Annotated in this window: 18 protein-coding genes; 9 read left to right on the top strand and 9 right to left on the bottom strand. The window is 61.3% G+C overall.

Annotated elements, in window-relative coordinates; genetic code table 11:
- Nucleotides 1–8 precede the first annotated feature (8 nt).
- On the top strand, nt 9–1,229 hold the full coding sequence (locus ACMFWR_RS07605) for a DUF2863 family protein (RefSeq protein WP_413194390.1): 1,221 nt from the start codon (nt 9–11) through the stop codon (nt 1,227–1,229).
- Nucleotides 1,230–1,241: 12 nt separating this feature from the next.
- Here ACMFWR_RS07605 and ACMFWR_RS07600 read toward each other — a convergent pair whose 3' ends face one another.
- On the bottom strand, nt 1,242–2,489 hold the full coding sequence (locus tag ACMFWR_RS07600) for a response regulator transcription factor (RefSeq protein ID WP_413194389.1): 1,248 nt from the start codon (nt 2,487–2,489) through the stop codon (nt 1,242–1,244).
- A gap of 332 nt (nt 2,490–2,821) precedes the next feature.
- Here ACMFWR_RS07600 and ACMFWR_RS07595 point away from each other — a divergent pair, with 332 nt between their 5' ends.
- Nucleotides 2,822–3,487 carry an energy-coupling factor ABC transporter permease gene (locus ACMFWR_RS07595; RefSeq protein ID WP_413194388.1) on the top strand — a complete coding sequence of 222 codons (666 nt, stop codon included), beginning with the start codon at nt 2,822–2,824 and terminating at the stop codon, nt 3,485–3,487.
- 162 nt (nt 3,488–3,649) lie between these two features.
- On the top strand, nt 3,650–4,210 hold the full coding sequence (locus tag ACMFWR_RS07590; RefSeq protein WP_413194387.1) for a BspC domain-containing protein: 561 nt from the start codon (nt 3,650–3,652) through the stop codon (nt 4,208–4,210).
- 137 nt (nt 4,211–4,347) lie between these two features.
- On the opposite strand, the gene ACMFWR_RS07585 is transcribed toward ACMFWR_RS07590, so the two are convergent.
- A complete protein-coding gene (locus ACMFWR_RS07585; RefSeq protein WP_413194386.1) occupies nt 4,348–5,502 on the bottom strand; it encodes a M14-type cytosolic carboxypeptidase in 1,155 nt (384 codons plus the stop codon).
- A 189-nt stretch (nt 5,503–5,691) separates the two neighbouring features.
- Nucleotides 5,692–6,474, bottom strand: a complete 783-nt coding sequence (gene yaaA / locus ACMFWR_RS07580; RefSeq protein ID WP_413194385.1) for a peroxide stress protein YaaA — start codon at nt 6,472–6,474, stop codon at nt 5,692–5,694.
- A gap of 52 nt (nt 6,475–6,526) precedes the next feature.
- Here yaaA and ACMFWR_RS07575 point away from each other — a divergent pair, with 52 nt between their 5' ends.
- The 4 genes from ACMFWR_RS07575 to ACMFWR_RS07560 all read left to right on the top strand — a co-directional run bounded on the left by ACMFWR_RS07575 (nt 6,527) and on the right by ACMFWR_RS07560 (nt 10,349).
- Nucleotides 6,527–7,072, top strand: coding sequence for a putative toxin-antitoxin system toxin component, PIN family (locus ACMFWR_RS07575; protein ID WP_413194384.1), 546 nt, complete (start codon nt 6,527–6,529; stop codon nt 7,070–7,072).
- A gap of 35 nt (nt 7,073–7,107) precedes the next feature.
- Nucleotides 7,108–8,283 carry a pyridoxal phosphate-dependent aminotransferase gene (locus tag ACMFWR_RS07570; protein WP_413194383.1) on the top strand — a complete coding sequence of 392 codons (1,176 nt, stop codon included), beginning with the start codon at nt 7,108–7,110 and terminating at the stop codon, nt 8,281–8,283.
- 87 nt (nt 8,284–8,370) lie between these two features.
- Entirely contained in the window at nt 8,371–9,087 is a 717-nt protein-coding gene (locus ACMFWR_RS07565) for an enoyl-CoA hydratase-related protein (RefSeq protein ID WP_413194382.1), read from the top strand.
- Nucleotides 9,088–9,260: 173 nt separating this feature from the next.
- Entirely contained in the window at nt 9,261–10,349 is a 1,089-nt protein-coding gene (locus tag ACMFWR_RS07560; RefSeq protein WP_413194381.1) for a phosphotransferase, read from the top strand.
- 111 nt (nt 10,350–10,460) lie between these two features.
- On the opposite strand, the gene ACMFWR_RS07555 is transcribed toward ACMFWR_RS07560, so the two are convergent.
- On the bottom strand, nt 10,461–11,450 hold the full coding sequence (locus tag ACMFWR_RS07555; protein ID WP_413194380.1) for a helix-turn-helix domain-containing protein: 990 nt from the start codon (nt 11,448–11,450) through the stop codon (nt 10,461–10,463).
- Between the two features lie 157 nt (nt 11,451–11,607).
- Here ACMFWR_RS07555 and ACMFWR_RS07550 point away from each other — a divergent pair, with 157 nt between their 5' ends.
- Both ACMFWR_RS07550 and ACMFWR_RS07545 read left to right on the top strand, forming a co-directional pair.
- Complete coding sequence (locus tag ACMFWR_RS07550) at nt 11,608–12,393, top strand: SDR family NAD(P)-dependent oxidoreductase (protein ID WP_413194379.1); 786 nt, start codon at nt 11,608–11,610, stop codon at nt 12,391–12,393.
- A 55-nt stretch (nt 12,394–12,448) separates the two neighbouring features.
- A complete protein-coding gene (locus tag ACMFWR_RS07545) occupies nt 12,449–13,990 on the top strand; it encodes an amino acid permease (protein ID WP_413194378.1) in 1,542 nt (513 codons plus the stop codon).
- 100 nt (nt 13,991–14,090) lie between these two features.
- Here the strand turns inward: ACMFWR_RS07545 and ACMFWR_RS07540 are convergent, their stop codons facing one another.
- The 5 genes from ACMFWR_RS07540 to ACMFWR_RS07520 all read right to left on the bottom strand — a co-directional run bounded on the left by ACMFWR_RS07540 (nt 14,091) and on the right by ACMFWR_RS07520 (nt 24,633).
- The gene (locus tag ACMFWR_RS07540) at nt 14,091–14,336 is read right to left on the bottom strand and encodes a PbsX family transcriptional regulator (RefSeq protein ID WP_413194377.1); all 246 of its coding nucleotides are present in this window, start codon (nt 14,334–14,336) and stop codon (nt 14,091–14,093) included.
- Between the two features lie 225 nt (nt 14,337–14,561).
- Nucleotides 14,562–15,029: a hypothetical protein gene (locus ACMFWR_RS07535; RefSeq protein ID WP_413194376.1), complete on the bottom strand. Its 468-nt coding sequence runs from the start codon at nt 15,027–15,029 to the stop codon at nt 14,562–14,564.
- Nucleotides 15,030–15,127: 98 nt separating this feature from the next.
- Nucleotides 15,128–15,310: a CPCC family cysteine-rich protein gene (locus ACMFWR_RS07530; protein ID WP_413194814.1), complete on the bottom strand. Its 183-nt coding sequence runs from the start codon at nt 15,308–15,310 to the stop codon at nt 15,128–15,130.
- A 72-nt stretch (nt 15,311–15,382) separates the two neighbouring features.
- A complete protein-coding gene (locus ACMFWR_RS07525; RefSeq protein ID WP_413194375.1) occupies nt 15,383–22,927 on the bottom strand; it encodes a hemagglutinin repeat-containing protein in 7,545 nt (2,514 codons plus the stop codon).
- Nucleotides 22,924–24,633 (bottom strand): ShlB/FhaC/HecB family hemolysin secretion/activation protein, encoded by a 1,710-nt coding sequence (locus tag ACMFWR_RS07520; protein WP_413194374.1) that lies wholly within the window; start codon nt 24,631–24,633, stop codon nt 22,924–22,926. The genes ACMFWR_RS07525 and ACMFWR_RS07520 overlap by 4 nt, the downstream gene beginning before the upstream one ends.
- Nucleotides 24,634–24,802: the final 169 nt, after the last annotated feature.

Here is a 24,802-nt window from a genome sequence, read left to right as displayed (position 1 = left end):
TTATCACCATGCGCTCGAGAATCGCCAAACGTCTTCCTCCTGATGCCGACAAGCTGGTCGGCCTGTCGCTCGCGCTTGTCGCGTCGGGCAGTCGCACCGAAGACCGTTTTTGGGAAGCACGCATCGACGCCCTGCTCGCAAAGATGCTGCGCAACGGCAGCCAGACCACGCTCGACGCCGCACTCGATCACCTGCAGCAAAATCACCCCGACGCCTATGCCGCACTCGCCGATATCGCTGAAACGCATAGCGAGTCGTTCGTCGTGCAGCACGAAGGCGCCGACTGGGATGTCGTGCTGATCGCCGCACCCGTGCTTGCATGGACCCGTTATGCCATTCCGTCGGGCCCATTGAAGGCGGACACCGCGGATGCGCTGCGCACTCATCTGCACGCGCATGTGCTTGCGACCGGCTCGCGTGCAGCGCTGTCGCCCTACCTGTACAGCATCGACCAGTTGCCGCGGCATCACGTTGAAACGTTCCGGCTCGCCCAGCAACTCGCGCAAGCCGCAGTGGCCGGCACGGCTCCTAAAATGTCGTTCGGCGATCTGCCCGAGACATCGCCGATCCTCGCCGACCCGCGTTTCCTGCTGGCCGCTGTTGCCGCCCCGGCAGGCTCAGCGCTGTTTCGCTGGCAGGAAGATGACGCGGGTGCCCGCATTGAGCGCGGCCAATGCCTCGACCAATGGTCGAATCAGGGCGGCGCCAACCTCGCACTCGTGTTACCCGGTTGCGAGATCGAATGCCTGTTGCCTGATGCCTTCTACTCGGCATGCCGTGACGCGGACGAAAAGATCCGCCCGCACACGGTTCGCACCGCCGTCCGATACCTTGCCGATACCCTTCAGGCTGAACCGTCCGAGCTTCGGGCTGTCATTGGCGGCTTCGGCGAGCGCCACGTCGACGAGTTCCGGATCGGCTTCACGCGCCGTGGCAGCAACGACGTGCTGTATGGCGTCGTGTGGCCGCTCTACGGCCGGGAGAACGTCGACGCCGACCTCAACGAGCACGACGGCCCCACGGAGCGCGTAGGCGGCGCCGGCCCGCTGGACGAACTCATTGCGTTGCTTCGCGAAGCCGGCATCACGGATGTCAGGCAGCATTCGGGCCGGTTCGAGCCCGAGTACTGCGACGATTGCGGCGTTCCGCTCTACGCAGACCCCCTTGGCGAAATCATCCACGCGGAAATGCCGGAAGACGTTCAGCCCGTGCAACCGCACTTCCATTGAACTGAATCGCCGTCACGTCGGGTCGTCGCCCTCCGCGCTCGCGGATGCGGCGGCCGGTCGATCGGTATTCGCGGGCACAGACGCGGGCTCTTCGTCCTTCGCGACACCGGCGCTGTCATCGTGAGTCGCGCTGCTTCCCTGTGCGTCGGGTAGTGTCGCGTCTGTGTGGTCAGCACCTGCTTTGATGTGCGAGCGCGGCTTCGAGGAAGACCCGGGCCCATGCCGGGTTGCGTTAGTGGCCACCGCGACGGCGCACGTGCGCCGTGTCGCGCCCTCGCGAGCCTCGAATTCCTGCGACCGGACCACAGGCATGCGATCCGAGCCCCCCTGATTGACACTATTCGTGCGCTTTCTGGGCGGGGCGAACGGCCACTCGGGCTGCGCCGCAATCAAATAGGGCGGCGTCCTCTCGGCGCGACTCTCGCCGCGCACTGCGGGCCGGGACTCGGTCAATTCGTAAGGAGTCGATCCCGGATCGGTCGGATCGGAACCGACCGTTGCGGGTCGCGCCGGCACGCTTCGCGTTGATCCATACTGCGCCGATGCCGCCGCCAGTCGCAGTGCCCCCGGGGCAAGCGCGGCGTCCGCTCCGCGCGCCGGTGACACCCCGGAATCGACCGTCAGCGACTGCAATTCGCCGTATTGCCAGCCGTTGTAAAGCGCAACGGCGGCGGCGCGGTTCGCGGCACCGAGCAATCGAAACACGGCGGCAAGATGAATCTTGACGGTGCCTTCGCTGATATCCAGCACGCGGGCAATCGTTTTGTTCGTATTGCCGAGGTGCACCAGCCGCATGATCTGTTGCTGCCGGGGAGACAGCAGCGCAGCGCGTGCGGCACGCCGTACACCGGCACGGCAACCCGCCAGCACGGCTGCCTGCTCTGCACGTTCGCTGCGCGACAACGGCCTTCCGATCGGCACACCTGCCTGAATTGCGGGGCCCGGCGCCATATCCGGCCCCAACGCGCCGACCGGCACGTAGTGACCTCCCAGCAAAACCAGTTCGAGCGCCCGCAAAATCAGCCGCGGCTCGAGGTCCCGGGGAATCACCCCGAGCGCACCGGCCCGTACGAGCGGACCCACGGTCGATGCATCTCCGACATCGGTCAGTACGGCGACTGCGAGCGCCGCATGCGCGGCACGAATGGCGCGTAACGCGTCAACCGACATCATCGAAGGCTGCCAGTCGATCACGAGCAAATCAGGCAACCCTCGAGCGAGATGCCGTTGCAGATGCCGCCAGTCGGTGACATCGGACATCCTCGCCTGCCGGTGGATTTGTCTTAACAGCGCCTTGATTCCCTCCCGGCGCTCGGGCTGGTCGTTCATGACGTAAAAGAGCACGTATCCCCCCTGAAAACGATGATTGACACGCGATCGATCATCGCAAAGCCGTAGTCCACACGCGCCTCAGCCAAAAGCCATAGCCGATGGGTTGAGATGAATCTAAGCTGTCTTTAAGGGGGGTCTGTCGTCCGGATGTCGGTTCAAGGCCTTCCAGGCAAGCCTTGTTCGTAAGGCATGCGCGTTGCGAACAACACCGCTGTCTGCCGCTACCCACTCGCTCGATTTGTGCGAGTAAGATTGGTTTTATGGGATTTATTTACGCAACCCTTCCATTGTCCTGGATCGTCGCCGGCTGGCTCGTGGCGGCGGGGTTGCTCGCGTATGCGGCCTGGACGCGTCCCTTACGCAAACTGCGTCACGACACGCTTCAACATCTGTGGCTTGCGACGGTCGTGACACTGTCGGTGCTCTGGGCCGTCGACGAGTGGTTCGGAGACGGCCCGACGTTCCACCTGCTTGGCGCGGCGCTCATGGTGACGCTGTTCGATTGGGCGCTCGCGTTGATCGGCACCTACGTCATGATCGGGCTATCGGCGATCGTGCTCGACGCGCCGGTCGATACACTGGGCCTGACCTTCCTGACACTGGGTGCGGTACCGGTGCTGGTTGCACTGGCCCTCCAGCGGCTGATGTCGGCCACCTTGCCGCGCAACCGCCCTGTCTTCGTGCTGGGGCACGGCTTTATCGCCCCGGCACTCTCGTTGCTGGCAGCGGCAATCTCAGGCGTTGTCCTTCATGCCGCGCTTGCGGGCGAGTGGCAAGGCTTTCCTGTGGACTTCTGGAATCAGGTACTGTGGGTTGCGGGCGGAGAGGCCTGGTTTTCAGGCACCTTGACAGCGATTCTCGCGATTTACAAACCCGCATGGGTGACGACGTACGACGATCACCGCTATCATCTGGACCAGCGTTGATCGTGCACGGCATGTCGCTCGCGAGCATAGAGCGAACACTGTATTTGCGGTTCGAAGCGTGAGCGGCGCGGAACTCCGTTCACGAACGCGTATCAGATACACACGATCTGCAATGACCGCGGCAGCGATCCGCCGCACAACAACGGTTCCAGACAGTTGCGTTTGACTCTTTCTCTCTCGTTCGCATTCCGCTCCGTCGTATCGCGCTTCGTCGCGCCCGTTTCGCTCGCCGTGGCCACGTGCCTGGGCAGCACAGTGGCGCACGCCGATCAGCTTGAACAGCACAACGACCTCGTGAGCAAGTACATCAACGAACAGCATGCGAACCCGCTCGCAGCAGACTGCGCCGCGCATGCCGTGTTCATCATCGGCACCTCACCCACATACGATCACGTCGAATTTCCCGACGACACGCTGACCGACGCACGCGCGTCGATCGAGCCGTGGAACGGCGCGTTCGGCACCGACAAGCAGCGCATCAAGGTCGATACGATGGTGAAGATCCAGGGTCAGGGCTTCCGCAAGAACGGCGGTAGCGATCCGGATCCGCTTGAATTCCGATGTGGATACGCCGATAACAAACTGCTCGCATTCGATTCAAACGAACCGAATACGGGCGGGTCCGGCGGCAAGAAGCATGGTAAGAGCGGTAGCGCCAAGGGCAAGCACGGCGCCGCGAAGAGCTCAGGTCACTCGACGAACCACGGCAAGAAGAAGCACTAGCGGGCAGCGTCGCCGCATCCGCACGGCTGGGCCCGCGCGGATGCATTGGCACGATTACGTCGGCGTCGACGCCCCCCGGCGGTGGCGTCCATCAACAACGCCATGACCCATGCGCGCCATCATCGGCGCGTCGCGCCTCACACCTTCGAGAAAGCGTCCAGCTGTGCCGCAACAGCCTCAAGCATCGCGGCCCCGAGTGCAGCGCTGCGTGCGCCGTTCCAGCCGACTTCCGGATCCGGGCTGTTCGCGTTGTCCTTGAACGGCATTTCGAGCGTCAGTGACAAACACCCGAACGCATGCCCCGCATACTTCGACGCCAGAGACAGTGCGTCTTCGCGGTACTTGTCGGCCTTGTAGCCATGGACGTCCTGAAAATCGGGCGCGGCTTGCTTGAACGCCTCGATGAAGGCCGCCTGACGCTTCGCCTGCTCTTCGGTGAAGTCCGGCAGCATTTCGCTGCCTGCGACGAACACATAGGGCAACGCTTCATCACCGTGAATATCGAAGAACATGTCGACGCCAACGCGATGCATCTCGTCACGCACGACCTTGACCTCGGGACTGCGCGCGAGATCGGGGTTCATCCATTCGCGATTGAGGTTCGCGCCGGCCGCATTGGTGCGCAGATTGCCCAGCGCCGACCCGTCGGGGTTCATGTTCGGCACGATATAGAACGTCGCGCGAGACAACAGGTCTTCGCCGAGCGTGTCGTCTTCCGACCAGTCCCCCTGAGCCGTCAGCCGTCCGAGCAGGCCCTCAACGAACCACTCGGCCATGGTTTCGCCAGGGTGCTGACGCGCAATGATCCAGATGTTGGGCTTCGCGGGGTCCGCATCGCCCAGGCGCAGGAGTTCCATCGGGCGCCCTTCGATCGACTGCCCGAGATCGGTCAGCGTCGCGAGCGGGTGCTGCTGCAGGTGGCCGAGCACGACGTCGTGGCGCGATTCATCGTAAGGCTCGAAGTACGCGTAGTAGATCGTGTCGCATTCAGGCGTATGTTCGATGGTCAGCCGCTCGCCGTCGTACGAGGTCGGCACGCGAAACCAGTCGAGCCGGTCGTAACTCGCGACCGCTTCGTAGTCGCGCCAGCCCTCGGGAAACGCGCAGGCCGATGCATTCTCGAACACGAACCGGCACGCCTGGTCACGCCCGCCATTGACCCGGAAATAAAACCATTGGGCGAAATCGGCTTGCGTATCGGGACGCACGCGCAGGCGGACATCGTCGGCGCGCTCAGCCGAGATGACCTCGACGGCGCCGCCGTCGAAACGGCTCGTAATGCTCAGTGTCATGAATTCCTCGTGCAGGACAGTAGCCCGCATTGTCGGCCGACTCGCCGCAGAACGCTACTATCCGCGCAAAACGCAGGCTCACGCCGGCCCACCCTATCGGGCCGTCGGCGCGCCCTGCTTTCGGCGCGAGATGCCGAGGCAAGCAACTCCAGGCTCGTCGTAACGCTCTGGGTGCGGGCCAGCGCCAGCTTACTGCGCAAGACGCCGGCGAAACACCCAGGTCTGCTCGCTCGAGACATTCGGTGCGAACGCATAGCCGTCCGTGTCGAAATCCTTGAGCGCGTTCGGATGCCTGATCCGGTTGAGCACCGCGTAGCGGGCCATCATGCCGCGCGCACGCTTGGCGTAGAAGCTGATGATCTTGTAGCGGCCGCCCTTGAAGTCCTCGAACACCGGCGTAATCACGGGCGCCTCGAGCTTTTTCGGTCGGACCGATTTGAAATATTCTTCCGAGGCCAGGTTCACGACCGCACGCGAGAGGCCATCACGATCGCCGAGCTCGCCGTTGAGCGCATGCGTGATGCGATCGCCCCAGAACGCGTAAAGGTCGCGGCCTCGCGCATTGCCAAGGCGCGTGCCCATCTCGAGCCGGTATGGCTGCATCAGATCGAGCGGGCGCAGCACGCCATAGAGACCGGACAGAATGCGCACGTGTTGCTGCGCGAAGTCCAGATCGGCTTCTGCAAGCGAACGCGCATCGAGCCCTTCATAGACATCGCCGTTGAACGCGAGCACTGCCTGCTTGGCATTTGCCGGGCTGAAATGCGGCGTCCAGTCTTGGTAGCGCTGGAAATTCAGATTCGCGAGCGGGTCGGAAATGCTCATCAGCGACCCGATCGACGCGGGCGACAGGCCGCGCAAAGTCTCGACAAGTTCTGCCGAGTGGTCGACGAATTGCGGTAAGGAATGCCGTTGGGTGTGCGGCTCAGAGTCGTAATCGAGCGATTTTGCCGGGGATAGAACGATTATCATTCGGGAAGCGAGCCGCATCAGCGGCCAAACATGACGGCCTTTATTGTATCGAATGAGTTTTCATCCTGCCGAAGGCTTGACCCGCGTCGTGCTCGATTCGAATGTCTGGATCGACATCCTTGTCTTCGACGACCCCCACACGCGCCCGATCGCCGCGGCGCTTGCCGACCGGCGCATTGACGCCGTCATCGATGCGCGGTGCCGGGCCGAGCTTGCCCGGGTGCTCGACTACCCCCAATTCGAGCGATTTGCGATCGACAAGGAGGCCGCGCTCGCGCAGGTCGATGGCTGGACGACATTGATCGCCCCACCCGACCTACCCGCATCCGATGCGCCGTCCGAATCCAATGCGCCACCCGCATCCGATACGCCGCCGGCATCCGCCGCGCCTACGCCCGGACCACGGCTGCCGCAATGCCGCGACCGCGATGACCAGAAGTTCCTCGAACTCGCGCACCGCGCGGGTGCCGACTGGCTCGTATCGAAGGATCGCGAACTCCTGCGCATGGCCAAGCGTATCGCACGCGATTTCGGTTTCGCGATTGGCTTACCCGCCGCATTTACCCAGCGCGACGACAAAACCGCCACGGGCAACTGAGGCATACTTGCCGTGTTGCCGAATCTCATGCCGCCATGAACGCTCAGCCACACGCCACTTTCTCAGCCGATAGCCTGACCTCCCGTCTGCCGAACGTCGGCACGACCATCTTCACCGTGATGTCGGCGCTCGCGACCGAGCGCGGCGCGGTCAACCTCGGGCAAGGTTTTCCCGATTTCGATTGCGACCCGCGCATCGTCGACGCCGTGTCGGAAGCCATGCGTGACGGCTTCAATCAATACCCGCCGATGGCCGGCGCGGCTCCGCTGCGGCAGGCGATCGCCAAAAAGATCGGTGCGATCTACGGACACGCCTACGATCCCGACACCGAGATCACCGTCACGGCCGGCGCAACGCAAGGCCTGCTGACTTCGATCCTCGCGGTCGTCCATCCGGGCGACGAAGTGATCGTGATCGAGCCGAACTACGACAGCTATCTGCCCGCCATCGAATTGGCCGGCGGCACGCCGGTGTTCGTGTCGCTCGAAGCGCCCGACTATGCGATCCCGTTCGACCGACTGGCAGCCGCGATTACACCGCGCACGCGCCTTGTCGTGATCAACACGCCGCATAACCCGACCGGCACGATCTGGCGCGACGCCGATATGCGGCAACTCGAGAACATCCTGCGTGATACCCAGGTCCTTGTGCTGTCGGACGAAGTCTACGAACACATGGTCTACGACGGTCAGCCGCACGCCAGCGTGTCGCGCTACCCGGATCTCGCCGCGCGCAGCCTCGTCGTATCGAGTTTCGGCAAGACCTATCACGTGACGGGCTGGAAAGTCGGATACGTCGCCGCGCCGCGCGCGTTGACGGCCGAATTCCGCAAGGTCCATCAGTTCAATGTGTTCACCGTCAATACCCCGATGCAGATCGGACTCGCGCGCTATATGTCCGATCCGGCGCCGTATCTGAACCTGCCGGCGTTTTATCAGCGCAAGCGCGATCACTTCCGCGCGGGCCTTGGGCGCACCCGATTCAAGCTGCTGCCCTGCGACGGCACCTATTTTCAGTGCGTCGACTATTCGGCGATCAGCGATCTGCCCGAGGCCGAGTTTGCAAAATGGCTGACGTCCGAGATCGGCGTCGCCGCGATTCCGGTTTCCGCGTTCTATCACTCGCCGCACGAGTCGGGCATCGTCCGTTTCTGTTTTGCCAAGAAGGAAGCGACGCTCGACGAAGCGTTGAGCCGGCTGGCCAAGCTGTGAGTTGAACGCGAGCCCGCAAAACCGTACCCATCCGTACCCCGACGACCCCATTCGACCCAATCCGACCCGACCTGACCTTCAAAGAACATGAGCGCAGAACTCAAGGCCAAACAAGTCGATACCACCTGGGTCCTTTCGATCTCCAATCCGAGCGGGCGTGTGCTGACGGCCGATGTGTTCGCATCGGCTATTGAAGCGCTTGACGTCGCCGAACGCGACGACGAAACCCGCGCCGTAGTCGTGGCCGGACTCGATGGACTGATCAGCGTCACGCCGAACCTGCGCGAACTGGCCGAACGGCGCCAGCCGGCGCAGGCAGCGCTCGCGTCGCAAATCACGAGCTTCGCGGGTCTGCTTGACGCGCTCCGTACGTTCAGCAAGCCCGTTCTGGCCGCGGTCGAGCGACATGCGGAAGGCGCGGGGCTCTCGTTGGCCCTTGCATGCGATTTCATCGTCGCCGACGAATCGGCTCACTTTGGTTTGCCGCAAACTGAGCAGGCATGGTTGCCGGACAGCGGCGCGTCGTGGTTTGCGGCACGTGAGTTACCTCGGGCGCTCGCCAATGAAATGTTACTGACCGGTGCACCGATCGAAGCGGCGCGCCTCTACGCGGCCGGCATCGTCAACAAGCTGAGCGAGCAGGGTCACGCCTTGCAGACGGCGATCGATTGGGCGACGGAAATCGGACAGCGTCCGAGCGGCATCTTTTCGGAAGCCAAGCGTCTGCTCGAAGATGCGCCCGGCCGGGATTTGCAATCGCAGATGCAGGCCGAAGGCGATGCGCTGGTGGCACGGCTCCGATAGAGCGATATCGACGCAGTCCCAGAGGTGTCCACATCATTGCGATGCGTTGCCTCCTGGACTGTGTGGCACGCCTTGGGGACCGGCGTCGGCCTGAGTTGACGACGGGACGACGCGAAGACGTCGGCGTCGAACGCCGACATCACGCGCCTGCATTTGCTTAAGCGAGGAGACTGATGAGCACAGACTTTTCCGCGTTTGTAGGTAGCGGCCCCGTATCGGCGCAGCATCGCGTCGATAGCGAGGCGCTGGATGCATGGCTGACCACGCACGTCGACGGCTACCGCGGCCCGCTCTCGATCGAGCAATTTGCGGGCGGTCAGTCCAATCCGACCTACAAACTCATGACGCCAGAGCGCACGTATGTGATGCGCGCCAAGCCCGGACCGGTTTCGAAGCTCCTGCCATCGGCGCATGCAATCGAGCGCGAATACCGCGTCATGTCCGCGCTCGCCGATACCGAGGTCCCTGTCGCGGAGATGTTCGCCCTGTGCGACGACGAGAGTGTGCTGGGGCGCGCGTTCTATGTGATGGAGTACGTCGACGGGCGCGTCTTGTGGGACCCTGCCCTCCCCGGGTTGTCGAATGCCGAACGCGCGGCGATCTACGACGAAATGAACCGCGTCATTGCAACGCTGCATACCGTCGATGTGAACGGGATCGGCCTCGCTGACTACGGCAAAGCCGGCGACTACCTGAATCGCCAGATCGCGCGGTGGACCCGGCAATATCGCGCGTCCGAAACCGAATCGATCGACGCGATGGACCGCCTGATCGACTGGCTACCGGCTGCCGCCGAACGTGCGCGCGACGGCGCCGATCGGCATGCCATCGTGCACGGCGACTACCGCCTCGACAATGTGCTGTTCGCACGCGACGAACCGCGTGCGCTGGCCGTGCTCGACTGGGAGCTGTCGACGATCGGCGATCCGCTTGTCGACTTCTCGTATCACTGCATGGCCTGGCATATCGCGCCCGGACAGTTCCGAGGCATCGGCGGTGTCGACGTGCGTGCACTTGGCATACCCGACGAGGCGGCCTATATCGCGCGCTATCGTGAACGCACCGGCTTCGACATCCCCGGCGACTGGAATATCTATCTGGCCTACAACCTGTTTCGTATGGCCGGCATCCTGCAGGGCATCATGAAGCGCGTCGTCGAAGGCACGGCGTCGAGCAAGCAAGCACTCGACGCGGGGCGCTCGGCTCGGCCCATGGCGGAACTGGGTTGGCACTACGCGCAAAAGGCGGGAGCACGCGGCTGAAGCGTGCCGTGGTGCCGTGGTGCCGTGGTGCCGTGGTGCCGTGGTGCCGTGGTGCCGTGGTGCAGAAGTATCCTTTAACCGCCCACGCAATCACCGAACCGTAGCATCGCTTCACGACGTGTGTGCCACACTTCCCCTGAATCGCCGCAACGTCTCGGACGGCAGTTCGCCGAATTGCTCGCGATAGTCGTTCGAAAAATGGCCGAAGTGCCAGAAGCCCCAGCGCGTCGCAGCATCCGTGACCGAATCTGCAACGCGCAGCTCCTTGCGCACATGATCGAGGCGGATGGTCCGCAGGTACGAGGCCGGATTCATGCCCATCACATCTTCGAACGCATACTGAATCGTGCGCCGGCTCACGCCGAGCCGGGCGCAGAGTTCAGCAACCGACAACGGGCAGTCAGGCGAGGCTTCGATGAGCTCGCGTGCAGCACCGATGAGCTTCCAGTTGCGCGGCATCGCGGTCAGCAAGCCTGACTCGGCTTGCGGCGCGATATGGTCGACGAGGTCTGCGAGGCCGAGCACGACAGATTGCTCAAAGCTCGCGCGTGTTCGGGGATCGGCCAGAATCGCCGGCGAAACCAGCACAGCATCAAGCAGCCACGCAAGCGTCGTGCGGAACGCATGCAGGCGTGTCCGGTCAGCTTCGATCACGCCGGGCCGTGGGCCCAGGCTCTCGCGCACGTGCTCCATGGCCGCGCGCAGCGTCGGATCCGCAAGCTCATCGACCGTGATCTCGAGATTGACCACGACATGCTTGTCGGGCGAGAGAAACTCGAATCCGTCCGCGCCCGAAAACAGATGCAGCCCGTCGCGGTGACTCGACTGCCCGCACAGCAGTGAATGGCCTTCGAGCTGGAATGGGATACCAATCGCAAAACGGCGTGGGTCAACACAGCCGCGCTGGAACACCGACCGGTTCATCCGCTCGACGAGCACCAGCAGCGCACCTGCGCGAATCGAACTGACCGACCCGTCAAAGGCGCCTCGCGAGATCTGGCAGTACGTCTGATTCCAGCTTTCGAGCAGAGCCGCCTGCTCGTCGATGCTGCGGCAGCAGCGGATATCGACGCCAGCGCGGCCCGTCAAGTCGACGAACATAAGTCCTCCTGGGCAGGCGGAACGCAAAGAAAGTGTAAACGACCAAAAATCCTCGCAAAGCCCCGAAAACCCCGAGCGTGCGATTGCCAAAATGGGATAGTGCGCAAAATCCCATGCGCCTAGCGTAACGAAAGTATAAAAACGGCGAGGGAATCGAATGGGCAAGTCGGATTTTGGAGCGGGCAAGCTCGCGGGCAAAGTGGCCATCGTGTCGGGTGGTGCGACCGGATGCGGCGGCGCGGCATCGCTATTGTTTGCCGAGCATGGTGCGCAGGTCGCTGTCGTCGATATCAACGAGACGGCCGGTCAACACGTCGTCGAAGAGATCCGATCGCACGGCGGCGTCGCAGAGTTCTTCAAGGCAGATGTCGCAAAGACCGATGCGGTCGAAGCTGCGGTCAGCGAGATCGTGAAGCGATTCGGCACGATCCATGTGCTGTTCAATCATGCGGGCAGCATCATCGTCAAACCGTTTCTCGATACGACGGATGACGACTATCAGTGGCTCATGGACGTCAACGTCAAGAGCATGTTCACGATGACGCGTGCGGTGCTGCCGCACATGCTCAAGGGCGGAGGCGGATCGATCGTCTGCACGGCATCGATTTCATCGACCGCAGCCACCCCGCTCGAGGTCCTTTACTGCACGACCAAAGGCGCTTGCGCCATGTTCGCGCGCGCGATTGCAGTCGAATACCGGCAGCAGGGCATTCGATGCAATGCCGTATGCCCTGGCTTTATCAACACGCCTCACGGTCAACGCGAAATCGCCGCGCTCGCGCAATACGGCTTCGATGCAAGCGAAGCCGCACTCGCTGTTCAGCAAGGACGCTTGTGCACGCCCGAGGAAGTGGCCCGTGCCGCGCTGTTTTTGGCAAGCGACGACGCGAGCTTCGTCAATGGCGCGCACCTGTTCGTCGACAACTGCTTCACGGCGGCCTGATTTCTTTCCCCTGCTCTTTCCATCCATGGTTGCGACAGCCTGAGGACCGATCGATATGGACATCAATACGGCAGCACCTCCTCCCGAAGCGGATAACGACGTTTCGCTGCTTCACAAGATGGGCTATGCGCAGGAGCTTTCGAGACGCATGGGCGCGTTCTCGAATTTCGCAGTGTCGTTTTCGTTGATCTGCATTTTGTCTGGCGGCATTACCTCGTTTCAGCTCGGCCTGGGTGCGGCAGGCGGCGCGTCGATTGGTCTGGGTTGGCCGCTCGGTTCGCTGTTTGCCTTGATTGTGGCGTGCGCGATGGCGCAGATCGCGTCGTCGTATCCGACCGCTGGCGGCCTCTATCACTGGAGTTCGATTCTGGGCGGCAAGACGTGGGGATGGTTGACCGCGTGGATCAATCTGCTCGGCCTTGTGTTCGTCGTTGCTGCGATCAACTTTGGCACGTGGGATCCGTTTTTCCGCACCTTGATTGCGCCGATGTTCGGCGTCAAACCGGACTCGCTGGGCTGGTGGGATCAGACGATCTTCCTGACGATCATCACGTGCTCGCAGGCGTTTCTGAATCACCGCGGCATTCGCATCACAAGCAAGATTACGGATCTGTCGGGGTATCTGATCTTTATCGTGACCGTGTTGCTGGTGGTATCGCTTATCGCGTTCTCGCCGGTCAAGGTCGATTTCTCGCGGCTGACGACCTTCACGAATTTCACGGGTACCGATGGCAGTTCGTGGCCGACGCAATCGACGAGTCTTGCGTTCTTGTCAGGCCTGCTGTTGATCGCCTATACGATCACCGGCTTCGACGCTTCGGCACACACGTCCGAAGAAACCCATCAGGCGGCGCGTAATGTGCCGCGCGGCATTGTGAGTTCAGTGCTGTGGTCGACGTTGTTCGGCTACGTCATGGTCTGCGCATTCGTGTTGGTCATGCCGGACATTGGCGCTGCGGTGAAGCAAGGCACGGGTTTCTTTGAGGCGATCCTCGCGCCGATCCCCGCACCGTTTCGCATCACAATCGAGCTGCTGATGTTCTTTATCAACTACGTCTGCGGGCTTGCCGCGGTGACGTCGACGTCGCGCATGATGTTTGCCTTTGCGCGCGATGGCGGACTGCCGTTCTCGAAGCAATTACGCAAGATCAACGCGTCGCATCGCACGCCGGGCACTGCGATTTGGGTATCGGCGATCCTCGCCATCGTAGTCACGCTGTATGGCGATGCGTTCTCGGTGTTGAGCGCGGGGAGCGCGGTATTCCTGTTTATTTCGTATGCGATGCCGACAGCTGCCGGAATTTTTGCGGAAGGAAAAACGTGGACCGAAAAAGGCCCGTTCCAGCTTGGCATGTGGTCAAAGCCCTTCGCAATCGCCGCTGTTCTAGGCGCATTGATTCTGGCCTACGTTGGCATTCAGCCGCCTAACGAGAAAGTCATCTACGTGATCGTCGCGCTCATCGCGGTGTTGTTGCTGTGCTGGTACGGACTCGGCGTACGCAAGCGCTTCGCCGGCCCGCCGGTAGGCAAGCTGTCGGCAGAACGCGAGCAGAAACTTGAGGGGCTGGAAGCGGAGTTAAGTAATAGCGCGGAATAGGTGCGTCGACGCGCGCGTCGAACTTGTTCCGTGGCTGAGCCGAATATTGTTTGAGACCGGCGCAGTGCATTCTCGACCATGCCGACGGATGCGCTGCCCCCTATTCGCGCCCGACGGGCTTCATGGATTCCCATTCGCGATCGAAGTCCGAAAGGGGTGCGTGCGCGTCGCAGAGCGAGACCAATGATTCCAGCGTGTACTGGGGTCGACCGCGTCTGAGCGTCAAACGACCCCGCTCAAGGTCGCCAACGAGCGTATCTCCAGGCTCAACATTAAGCCCGGCAAGCATCACATCAGAGAGGCGCAGGATCGCGGAACGCCCCCATTTCTCAATCGTCAATTCCATGATTCGTATTCTGCGGTTCAGTGTGGCCAAGATTCGAATCTTGGCATCGCAGTGTCACGGCTATGGTTGTACCCACGTGTCACCGTAACGAATCGGAAATGACCCGTAGCGGTCGAGGCTCTATCTGACAACTAGCGAGCCTACCGAGAGCTTGCGCGCAGCATCTATTCGTGCAGCGTCGTGTGCGAGTATCGAGCGATGCATCGGCTTTCACCCATGCATCACTTAAAAAATATTATTGAAGTCATACATATATTCTTCGTACTCCGACCCGCTCCATATGTGGCCATCAAGCCGGTCCACCATTACAACACCGCCAGCTTGTTCTTCGTATTCGTCGTCATAGACAAGCTGGAACCCCCAATAAACAGGCGGAGCATGCGAACTTGATACCTGGGATCCTACTGCGATAGCTCCAATAGATTTTGCGTACCCCTCAACCTTATGCCATACCGCGTCCATCGACAGCGGCTTGTCGTCTCGATATTTAATCGGCACACTAAAACCCAAAATACCGTGCCTTCTAAGATCAGCCACAACCGCGACGAGCTTTACCCTGTCGATTTGAACTCCCAAATAACCCACATACACAACATCACTGCGATACTGAAATTGACCATCAAATAGAGAGACGAACTTGAGACGATCACTGGCGGTAGACTCACATAGATAAATATCGCATTTTTGTTGCATGATGACGCATATCCATTTATTTTCGTTTATCAGCGGTTTCGCATAAACTTATTATTCACCACCGCAAGAAATGACGCCAAATCACAGCACGTCGCACTTCATTTGGCGGGCATTTCATCAGGCTCGGGTAGCCGCGTCTTATCGCGGAAACGCTCTTCAATGGCCCCCCATTTTTTAAAATTACGTCGAGCCTGATTCAGAGAAACTCGATTCGCTCCGCCTTCGTAGTCTGGATCATCCAACTGAACTGGATCGTCCTCCCACCAGCACACCGGACACATCTCAAACGATCCGTCAGGTATTGATGCGAAAGTAAGATAAGCACAACAAGGGCACGCATACCGATCCATGTTCTATTTGCTCCTTGTCTGATTCCAATATTCAATACCATCGACCGGTCGAAACATCGTTTTGGGCAGCCCATCCGCCCTGCGCACCAGATACGTATTTTGCTTCGGATCATATAGCACGGTATCTCCGTTCTTTCGCTTGTAGGTCAGTGTCCCCGATGGCGGATTCTTCGCAAAAGAGGAGGCGGCGACCACATATTCATTGAGCGAACGGATCTCGGGGAATTCGGCCCCGTGCTTCGCCCAATGTTCTGCCGCGTTCATCGCCATGTCACGAGGTTTGCCCGCGGTCCATTCCGGCAAGTTACTTCCGTCCCGGTAAAAGTTGTTTTCCTTCGCGGCGACCGAATCCGGATGAGGATGCTGCGCCTTATCTTTGCCCCCAGTCGAAGTGCCGGGCTGCGCGCTTCTTGATCTGGCAGACGAAGGTGCGAACGCGCCTCGCTCTCCACCCACCGCGCCAAGAATGTTGGACACAGTTGTGTAAAAGGAATATCCGGCGTTAATTTGCGCGTTCGCTAGTGCGGCTCCCGCAGGCGTCTTACCCAGCGCGCTTGGATCAATCGGTGGCGGCGCACCAAACACGCGCCCGTACTGGGTGATGTCGGCCGGGGTCCACGTTGAAGCGGGTGCCAGGTAAAGTTGAGAATCGGATCGCTCAGCGGGCGTCGCCGTGAAGTACGCGTGATTGCCCGTTCCGTCGAAGAACGTTGCACCTTGCGTGTGGCTCGTCATGAACTCCCAAAGACCCGTGCTGTGTGCGAACACAACCACATACGGATCGCTCTTCACCAGGTAGGCCATGTAACCCGAATCGACTTGCGCGAGCGCCATTTTCGACATCACGTTAGCCAAACGATCGGGATCACTGACCAAGAGCCAACTGCCGTGCTGGTCAATGTATTGCCGCGCGAGCTGCCTGATTTTCTCCTTCTCCGACTGGTGCAGTTGCCGGTTGTAAAGATCAGCACTTAGCGACGCTCCCGCCCCTCCGAAAGCACCCGCTGCCCCTCCCAATACGCTGCCTCCAACTGCTCCTGTCGCACCTGAGGCCAGATTCGACAGGAGCGTTCCGCCAGGCGTGTCTGTGAGCTTGTCGGCCACATAACTACCCGCGATGCTGCCGACGAACGCGCCACCTGAGGCACCCACGACGTTGCCTCCCCCTGTCGCCGCTCCCACACCCGCCACGACCGTGTGCAATCCAATGCGTCCGACGCCACCGTTGCGCCATAGGTCAGCGTCGTGCTCCGCTGCGTCGACGCTTGCCCAGGCTTGAGTCATCGCGTCTGAATCACCAGACGCTTGTGCATCGGTCAACGCAGCCGCTGCAGCAAGCGCTGCCCGGTTCGCCTTGTCCTCCAGATGGGTCGCCACCTCTCCCACCACCTGCATTCCGACTTGCGTCGTTTGCTGCTGGACCGCCATGTCGTTCTCGATGGCCTGTGCATTGAACGTGTTCTGCACGGACCCATTCGCGTTCGACGTATCTCGGCTCAGTCCCGCCACGCTGTCCTGTCCGGGGACCGCATCACTGCGAACGGTGATCGTTCCCGCGCTGATCGCTGCGTGCGTCGTCCCCGAGGTGCTATCACTTACGACAGCCGCGCCGAAGCCGCTCGGCCCCAGCCCTTGCGAGTGGGTCGGACCTGGACCACTGCTTCCAGCTTGCGTCACAGGCGACGCAAAGCTCACGCTATCGGACGACGTCACACCCGCTGCTCCGCTCGCGCTGAACCCGATCGTCGAGCCCGAATAGTCCGCGCTGTTCTGCAGATTCGAGTAGCCAAGGGTCTGCGTCGACAGACTGTTCGCGTCCGCGCCAGCGGTGCTTGCGATCACACCGCCATCTAGCTGCGTATGGTTGCCGACGTTGACGGTGAAGCCGCCATCACCTGCATAGAGCCCGGACTGCTGGCTGACCGACCGAAAGCTTTGCTTGATGGACTGCTGACTCGCGTTCGCCGACCCGGTCACAGTCGTGCCGACGCAAATCGGTGGAACGCACAGGCTTGCCTGGAAGCCGGCACTCGTTTGCTTGCTGTTGTAGGTGTTCGTGTCTTGCAAGCTCACGATGCTCAGATCACGTCCGACGTTCACATCAAGCGTATTGCCCGAGGCTTCCGCTCCCCGGATGTTCGTGTCGCGTCCGCTCGTGATCATCAGCTTGTCGCTCGCCGACACCGTCGTGCCGCGGTTTACTAAGCTGCTGCCGTTCGCATTACCCTTGCCGCCACTCGCCGCGAGCTCGATCGTGAAGCCATTTTGCTGGCCACCGAGTCCGAACCCGACGCCAATGCTCGCGTTGCTACTGCTGTTGTTGCTCGTCTGCTGGCTTGCATCCCGCGCGCTGTGCAGATTGATGTCGCGTGCTGCGTTCAGCGCAACGTTTGTGGTGGCGATCTGCGTGCCGATCGCATTGATATCGCCGTCGATCGCATAGCCGCTTGCGTCGTTCGCACCGCTACCCGTCGCAACCAAGGTCACCGTATGGCCGGCGTTCAGCGTGCTGCCATTGCTAGCCACCGAACGACTTTGCGCTTCACTGTGGCTGGAGCCCCCTCCAACGCTTGCGGTTACGCTGACAAGCGGCTGATCGCCAGGCGCTGCGCGATTCGCCACATAGCGTTCGACCGCTTGCTCTGCACCGTACACGCCCAAGCCGGCCTGCACAGACTCGAGCGCTACAAGGCGGGAGTCCTTCGGCTCGTCTGCCCTTTGAACACGTTGGACAACCGTTGACGCTGCGCTGCCTGCAACGCCGCCGAGTGCAAGCGTCACACCGAACTGGCTCGTTCGGTGTCTCATGCTCGCCTGTGTTGCATCGCTTCCCGGATGGAGGTCGAGGTTCTGACCGACTAGCTCAAGGTCGCGGCCGGCAACGATGTCACTGCCACCGATATGAACGTCCTGATCTGCGGCGATCGACACATCGCCTTGTACGCTGCCGATGGCGCTACGCGATGCGCTCTGCGTGGCCGAGTTCACGCTGTATTGATTCTTCTGCTCGGTCGAGCCGTAGGTGATCCCGAGTCCTCCCGTGCCGGAGAAGCCCGAATGCTTGACGTCGTGACGTTCGGAATCCCGGTAGATGTCCGTTGCGGCGAGGACGTTGACATGCCCTTTGCCACCGAGCGCCACGTCGTTTGTCGCGACGATATGGCTGCCTGTGACGTCGATGTCCCGGCCGCTCACGACCGTCACACCGTCCGCCGATATCGTGCTGCTGCGCGTGGTGGTCGTCGTTTGGTCAACGCGGTGAGTCGCGTTTGAGCTACTGAGCACTCCACTGTGCTCGTGCTGCTCGCTGATGCCGGACACGTGCGTCTCGTCTGCAGCCACGATGTTCACGTTGCCTGCGGCCACCAGCGTCGCGTTACCTTGCGTCAGATTGAGCGTGCTCCCGGTGACGGTGATGTCCTTGCCTGCTACAACGTTCAGGCTTTGGCCGCTTCGCAGCGCCGTGGCACGTACCGCATCGTCCGACGTGTCAATGTTCTCCGAATAGCTGCGACGATTGTCGTCACCCGAGCTCGTGCTGTGCACCGTCGACGTCGAGGTATCGGCAAGCAGCGAGACATTGCCGTCGGCAGCGACGGTGCCTCCACCCACGAGATGGATGCTCGCACCGACAGCCGTCAAATCGCCTCCTACTGCGATCGATGAGGCCCCACCGACGTTCACACTGCTACCTGTGCTGCCGACAATGTGCGTGTCCGACACGCCGTTCGCGCGTGCGACGAACTTCTTCTCGCCGGTCCGCTGCACGCCGAGATTCCAGTTGCCGCCAATGTTCATGCCGAGCGCGCCACCGACGTTCAGCGTGCCCGCGTTCTGCTCGAAGTTGCCGCCGGTGACGATGGCCGCATCGTCCGTCACATTGATACTTGCTGCTCGCCCAAGCGTCGTCGAGGCACGCGTGGCGCCTGTCGCACTGACCTGGCTTACCGTCCTTGTTGTGGTATCCAGAATCAGATTCCCGCCCGCCTGCAACGAAAGACTGCCCGCATTGACTGTAGCCGAGGTCAGGTTGACATCGTTGGCAGTCGCCAGCGCCATCGCATTGCCTGCCACCAAGGTACCGAATGAGCTGTCGATGCTTTGACCGTCGATCGAGACGTTATTCGAAGCACTGATGGTTCCGCCGTTGATCACGGTCTGCGCGTTATGCAGATCGATATTCGTCGCCGCAATGACGGGACCATTACCCATGTTTTGCTGGCTCGCCTGCGCGAGATAGACCACGGGCACAAGCACGGCCTGGCCATCGACGATCTGCTCCTGCATGATCACGACGTTGCTCGTAAGCCGCGCCACCTGCTCGGGCGAGAGCGATGTGCCCGGCGCCAGGTCGACGGCCTTCGCAAATGCGGCGCCGTTTGTCATCAATGCTTCGTACTCACCCTGGGTGTCGGCGTAATTGGTGAGCACCGACTTACCCGTCATCGCCAGAATCTGGTTTTCTAAGAGATGCTGCTCATAGAATCCGTCGCCCAGGCGCATCTGTATCTGGCCCGGGTTCACGCTCATTTGGCTGAAGTAGTAGTCGCTCGACAGCCACTGCTGTCGATTCGTAAAGGCCGGATGGGTCTCGACCAGATACGCGGCGCCCGGCGCTCTGTTGACGTGAAACAGGCCGCCCGCAGGCAACGTGAGGTTGCTCAGCAGATTGCCCGCTGTCGCGCGCGCAACGATGGGGTTGCCCGCCCCATCAGACTGCTCGTGTCCCGTGGTTGTCCCTGCACCCACGCCGACGACCTGCCCAGGATGCACGCCAAGAGGTGTGATCGATGCGTTGCCTGCGATGTTGTGAATCGACACGCCTGTGCCGCTGAGCGTTTTTCCCGCAGTGAAGCTCGACTCATAGGCCGGCAGCGCATAGGTGCGAACATCTGCCGGTGCGACCTGCGAATAGCCGCGTGGACGCTTTCCGACGAACCGCGCGTTGCCGAACGGTAGCTGCCAGTCATGCTCACTGTTGTCGTAGTTGTTGTAGTGATATTGGCCCGAGTACGTGACTTTGACCTGGAGTGCGGTCTGACGCTGCCAACTGTTCTGATCAAGTATGGCGGGCGACGCAATGTTGCCGGCCGCGGCCACCTGACTCCAGTAGTTCTGGAACGTGCCGACCCGTGCCGCGTTGAGGTTGGTGCCCGCAACGATCCGCGACTCGGGGCTGATCGATGTGACGGTGCTCGCAATCGCGACGCCGGTGTAGGTCGTGAACTGATAGTCGCTGTTCCACTGCCCGTTATGGGGTGGATCAACGTAGACGCCGCCGATACTCGCGGGATTCCTGAAGTTGACTTGCCCGGTGCGCCCCGACAGGCTGATCCCTTGGCTCGTCAGCACGCGAGGATCGACATTTGACGTGAAGCCGCCTGTGGCCATCAGTCGCCGTGTATTGATCACCTGATTCGCGGCGATCAACATGTCGCGTCCCGACTGAATGACCCCGGATTGGTTATGAACCCGATTTGCGTTGACGTAATTGCCGTTCGCATCCTTGCCACCGGCAAGCATCACATGCCCGAGGCCATAGATCGTTGTCATGGCCGGAGCGTCGATGGCCGTCGTGTCGTCGCGATTCTCGATCCGGGAAGCAAGCAGCTCGAGTTTGCCCGTGCTGTCAGTTGCACCGATCAACGCACGTGTGCCGAGATTCGCCAGTGTTTGGGCGGTGTGCAGCGATACGCTGTTACCCACAATCGCACCCGTGTTGGTCAGCGAGTTCGATTGGGTTGTCAGCTGTCCCCCGGCTCCGAGAGAGCCTGAATTCGCAATGTCCCCTGCATGGATCGTCAGGTCGTTCACTGCGGCGAGTACACCCGCATTGCTGAAGCTACCGGGCAACTTGAAAGCGAGCAGATGGCCCGATTTGAAGCTGTAGTTCGATTCCACCGAAAAGTTGCCTTGCAAACTCAGCGTGAGATCGCCAGCCGCGCTCAACAGGCCACCGCCCTGCAAGGTATTCGCTGCGACTGAAAGACCATGTGATGCCGTGATCTGACCGCTGCGGTTGTCTATCAGCGAGGCCGTCAGCGAGAGGCTATCGGTGCTGATGGTGCCGTTCACATTCGTCAAGCTGCTTGTACGGAGCGTTGTGTTCCGTGCATGACTAGTGACTGTCCCCCCGGTGTTGTCGAAGACGCCCTTCAACGCGACGAGCAGGTCCTCTCTGCCGGTGTGCGACAACGTGCCGCCGCGATTCGAAACGCTGTCTGCCGTCACGCTAAGCCAGGCTGCACTCATCTGTCCCTGATCGTTCGACACAGCGCCAGCCGCATCTACCGCAAGACTGGCGTCGGCTGCAACCTCACCCGTATGATCGACGCCCGCTCCCAGAGCACCGGATGAACGCACGCTCGCACCGGTAATCATCGTATTGCCCAGCGCCGCGACGATGCCGCTATTGCTTACCTGTCCTTGGCTGCTCAGCGAGGTCGTCTGCGTTGCGTAAATGGCGCCGCTGTTAGCAACGTCGCCTGCACCTGAGATCGACACGTTGCCACTCGCCGTCGTCGATCCCGACAGGCTGATCTTCCCCTGACTGGTCAGTTGCAGATCGCCCGACTGGGCTTCGATGGTTCCTGCGCTATTGACGCCCACACCCGCTTCGGTGCCGACCAGACGAATCTTCCCGGCGTACATGCCCCCGAGTTGCGCGACATCAATCGCGACGCTTGGCGCGTTGCCGTCCGGTCCGAGCGACTGTGCGCTCAGGTCGTCATGACGAACGTCGTTGTTGCCAGTCACCACATTGAGCGACTGATTCGCGCAGACCTTGCCGTTGATCGCCACGCTGCGTGCGATCAGATCAACCTCGTCGACATTGTTGCCGTTCAGCCCCGACGCGCCGATCTGAATCTGACCGCCGGTCACGTGAAACGCGTCGAGACTGCCCGTGCCACCATAGATCGGTGTGCCAGTTGTCAGGATGCCCGGATTCGTATTAATGAAACCGCAGCCGTTACAGACAATGCCGGCTGGATTGGCAATGACGATTTCGGCCTTCTGTCCTGCGACCTCGGTGTAGCCCAATAGCTGACTGGGAACGCCGCCCGCCACCTGATTGACGATGACGCGTGCCGAGCCCGAGACCAGATTGCGGTTGCCAGTCACATAGCCGCCAAGCTGGGTCTGCACAGTCCCCAACGAGTTATTGAGGATCAGACCTTTGGAGCCGACGTTGTATTGCACGAAGCCGTTATTCGACACGCCGGCTCCGTTCGGCGTGGCGATTTGCACGATCGGCAGACCGTTGGCGGTGGCGCCGACGAAGGGCTTGCTGCCAGCCCCGGGGGCCGCGACGATTTGAGCGTCGAGACGCGCAGGCCGCATCCCGAGCACGCACACCACGGCAAGCGCAACGCGGCGCAATAGGAACCCGTTAAGCACGTTTGCACGTGCAAACGACGCTCGGTGTCGTGCGGTGTCAGCGCCCGCAGTGATCGAAGGCGGCTGCGTTTTCCGTCGGGCGCGCCCGACGCAATCCATCGCGACACCCATCCATTCGGAGAGCACACGGACACGATTCGTCTTGTTCATAGCTTGAAACTCACGCTGAAGCCCGCCACTGGCCAGTGGTTCGGGAATCCTTCGGGTTCGTACAAGGGGCCGCCGATGAAGACGTCGTAACTGGCGTGCTGCAGGAGACTGCCGCGCAGGCCCACGACAGCGCCGGCGAGGCGACGGCCGAGAAGGTCATGCGCTTGTGGGCCGAAGACCTCGCCCGCATCCAGGCCCACGTAGACTGCTTGGCCCGTCTGCGCGATTGGGAACTCGAGGTCATTGCGGATAAACGCGCCCTTCTCTGCGGCGAGCGTCGTATTGCCGTCGAAGCCGCGCACCGTGTAGCGGTTGCCAATCGAGAAGTACTCGGTCGGATACAGCACGCTCGGCGAGTTCTGTGCGCTGACGGTACCCGTGTAGCGCATCGATACCCCTGCGACCGAGAACGGCACGTTCAGCGTCGCGTTGAAGGTTTCGATGTGGTAGTAGTAGGTCGGTGTGCCCGCACCGACGCCAGGCAGATCCGGCTGCGCACCAAACCACCGCACGCCCCAGCGATAGGCCAGCGTGCTATCGAGCTGCGCCGGTCCGAGGTAGTGCTTATGTTCCCAGCCGATCTCCGCGAAGCTGTTGTCGCGGTGCTGGACATCAAGCTCCGAGCCGTCGACGAATGCTTCGCTGAAGTACTTGCCGACTCGGAACTCGAGCGTGTTCTTCTGAACCTGATTGCGATAGAACTGGTACTCGGCCTTGACGTCGAAGGTCCTCGCGTTACCACTCGATACCAGCGTGCTGAAGGCACCGGCAATCTGCTGGTGATAGTCGTATTGGCTTGCAGTCGCCGTGAAAGTCCAGTTGCCCCACGGGATCGAATACGAGGCGTTGCTGCCATGCGTGCCGTACTGGCTCGTGTGTCCGTTGATGTCGTGGCTGTAGCTGACGTTGAAGATGTCGGACAGGCCGAGCGGATTGAAGATCGAAAGGCTCGCGGTGGCCTGGTATTGGCCGGTCGACTTGAGTCCGCTGTCGTCTGCGCTCAGTGAGAGTGCCCAGAACTTCTCGCGCTTGGCGGTGATCACCACTTCGCTCTCGCCGGTGCTCTTGCCGGGCACGATCTGCATGTCCGCGTCCTGGTTCGGCACCCGCTTCATCTGCTCGAGGCCCTGTTCAAGCCTGCGGAGATTGAGCAGGTCGCCGGCACGCGTCGGAAAGGCGTTACGCCAGGTGCCGTAGGTGGCTGCATCGGCGAAGCGGATATCGCTGATGACGCCGGGGATCAGATCGAGCTTGAGGACGCCGCTCGACAAGTCTTGCGGCGCGATCACCACACGGGTCGTTGAATAGCCTGCATCGAGGACGCGAACCATCACGCGATGCACGATCAGGTTGAGGCCTTCACGGCCGACACATTGGCCGCGGTAGCGTTGGAGAAAGTCGCTGATGAAGCTCAGTTCGCCCGGAAACAGCGGGTTCGGCGAGAGCGCACGTGTACCTGCTGCTTCGACGAGTGGGCTGAGTCCCTTGGGGACTTCGATAGTGAGGGCGTCGAGTTTGAAGCAGGGCGATTCCGGCGGCACGCTGCCGTCGTCGGCCTCGGGCCGCGATGCCGATTGCAGCTCGACCTTGGGTGCCTGAAGTTGCTGTTCGCGCTGGGTGGCCTGCTCTTGTGCTCGGCGGCGTTGCTCCTGCTCACCCAGCGTGTTTGCTGTTTGTGCGTGTGCGACGTGGGCGTTCGTCACCATTAACAGGACGACACCGAGTGCATCCCGTCGTAGAGCGCCGGATCCCCTGTGGATGACAGTCCGCCGAGCGACAAAGGAGCGCCATCGCGCAAGGCGTGGCGAACGCGAACAAACGGATCGGGAATAGTCGGCCACGGCTCCTCGCGAAAGGATGGGTTGCGCAACCGAA

This window comes from Pararobbsia alpina (assembly GCF_965118125.1).
Classification (GTDB): domain Bacteria; phylum Pseudomonadota; class Gammaproteobacteria; order Burkholderiales; family Burkholderiaceae; genus Pararobbsia; species Pararobbsia alpina_A.
Note: the sequence above shows the minus strand (reverse complement) of the source record. Positions and strands in the feature narration are given on the sequence as shown.

Bases quoted from the DNA above. Each gene is read 5' to 3' on its own strand.
- ACMFWR_RS07535 (WP_413194376.1), bottom strand. From the start codon at position 15,029: ATGCAACAAAAATGCGATATTTATCTATGTGAGTCTACCGCCAGTGAT.
- ACMFWR_RS07605 (WP_413194390.1), top strand. From the start codon at position 9: ATGCGCTCGAGAATCGCCAAACGTCTTCCTCCTGATGCCGACAAGCTG.
- yaaA (WP_413194385.1), bottom strand. From the start codon at position 6,474: ATGATAATCGTTCTATCCCCGGCAAAATCGCTCGATTACGACTCTGAG.
- ACMFWR_RS07565 (WP_413194382.1), top strand. From the start codon at position 8,371: ATGAGCGCAGAACTCAAGGCCAAACAAGTCGATACCACCTGGGTCCTT.
- ACMFWR_RS07595 (WP_413194388.1), top strand. From the start codon at position 2,822: ATGGGATTTATTTACGCAACCCTTCCATTGTCCTGGATCGTCGCCGGC.
- ACMFWR_RS07575 (WP_413194384.1), top strand. From the start codon at position 6,527: ATGAGTTTTCATCCTGCCGAAGGCTTGACCCGCGTCGTGCTCGATTCG.
- ACMFWR_RS07570 (WP_413194383.1), top strand. From the start codon at position 7,108: ATGAACGCTCAGCCACACGCCACTTTCTCAGCCGATAGCCTGACCTCC.
- ACMFWR_RS07585 (WP_413194386.1), bottom strand. From the start codon at position 5,502: ATGACACTGAGCATTACGAGCCGTTTCGACGGCGGCGCCGTCGAGGTC.
- ACMFWR_RS07545 (WP_413194378.1), top strand. From the start codon at position 12,449: ATGGACATCAATACGGCAGCACCTCCTCCCGAAGCGGATAACGACGTT.
- ACMFWR_RS07555 (WP_413194380.1), bottom strand. From the start codon at position 11,450: ATGTTCGTCGACTTGACGGGCCGCGCTGGCGTCGATATCCGCTGCTGC.
- ACMFWR_RS07525 (WP_413194375.1), bottom strand. From the start codon at position 22,927: ATGAACAAGACGAATCGTGTCCGTGTGCTCTCCGAATGGATGGGTGTC.
- ACMFWR_RS07540 (WP_413194377.1), bottom strand. From the start codon at position 14,336: ATGGAATTGACGATTGAGAAATGGGGGCGTTCCGCGATCCTGCGCCTC.
- ACMFWR_RS07520 (WP_413194374.1), bottom strand. From the start codon at position 24,633: ATGGTGACGAACGCCCACGTCGCACACGCACAAACAGCAAACACGCTG.
- ACMFWR_RS07600 (WP_413194389.1), bottom strand. From the start codon at position 2,489: ATGTCCGATGTCACCGACTGGCGGCATCTGCAACGGCATCTCGCTCGA.
- ACMFWR_RS07560 (WP_413194381.1), top strand. From the start codon at position 9,261: ATGAGCACAGACTTTTCCGCGTTTGTAGGTAGCGGCCCCGTATCGGCG.
- ACMFWR_RS07530 (WP_413194814.1), bottom strand. From the start codon at position 15,310: ATGTGTCCGGTGTGCTGGTGGGAGGACGATCCAGTTCAGTTGGATGAT.
- ACMFWR_RS07550 (WP_413194379.1), top strand. From the start codon at position 11,608: ATGGGCAAGTCGGATTTTGGAGCGGGCAAGCTCGCGGGCAAAGTGGCC.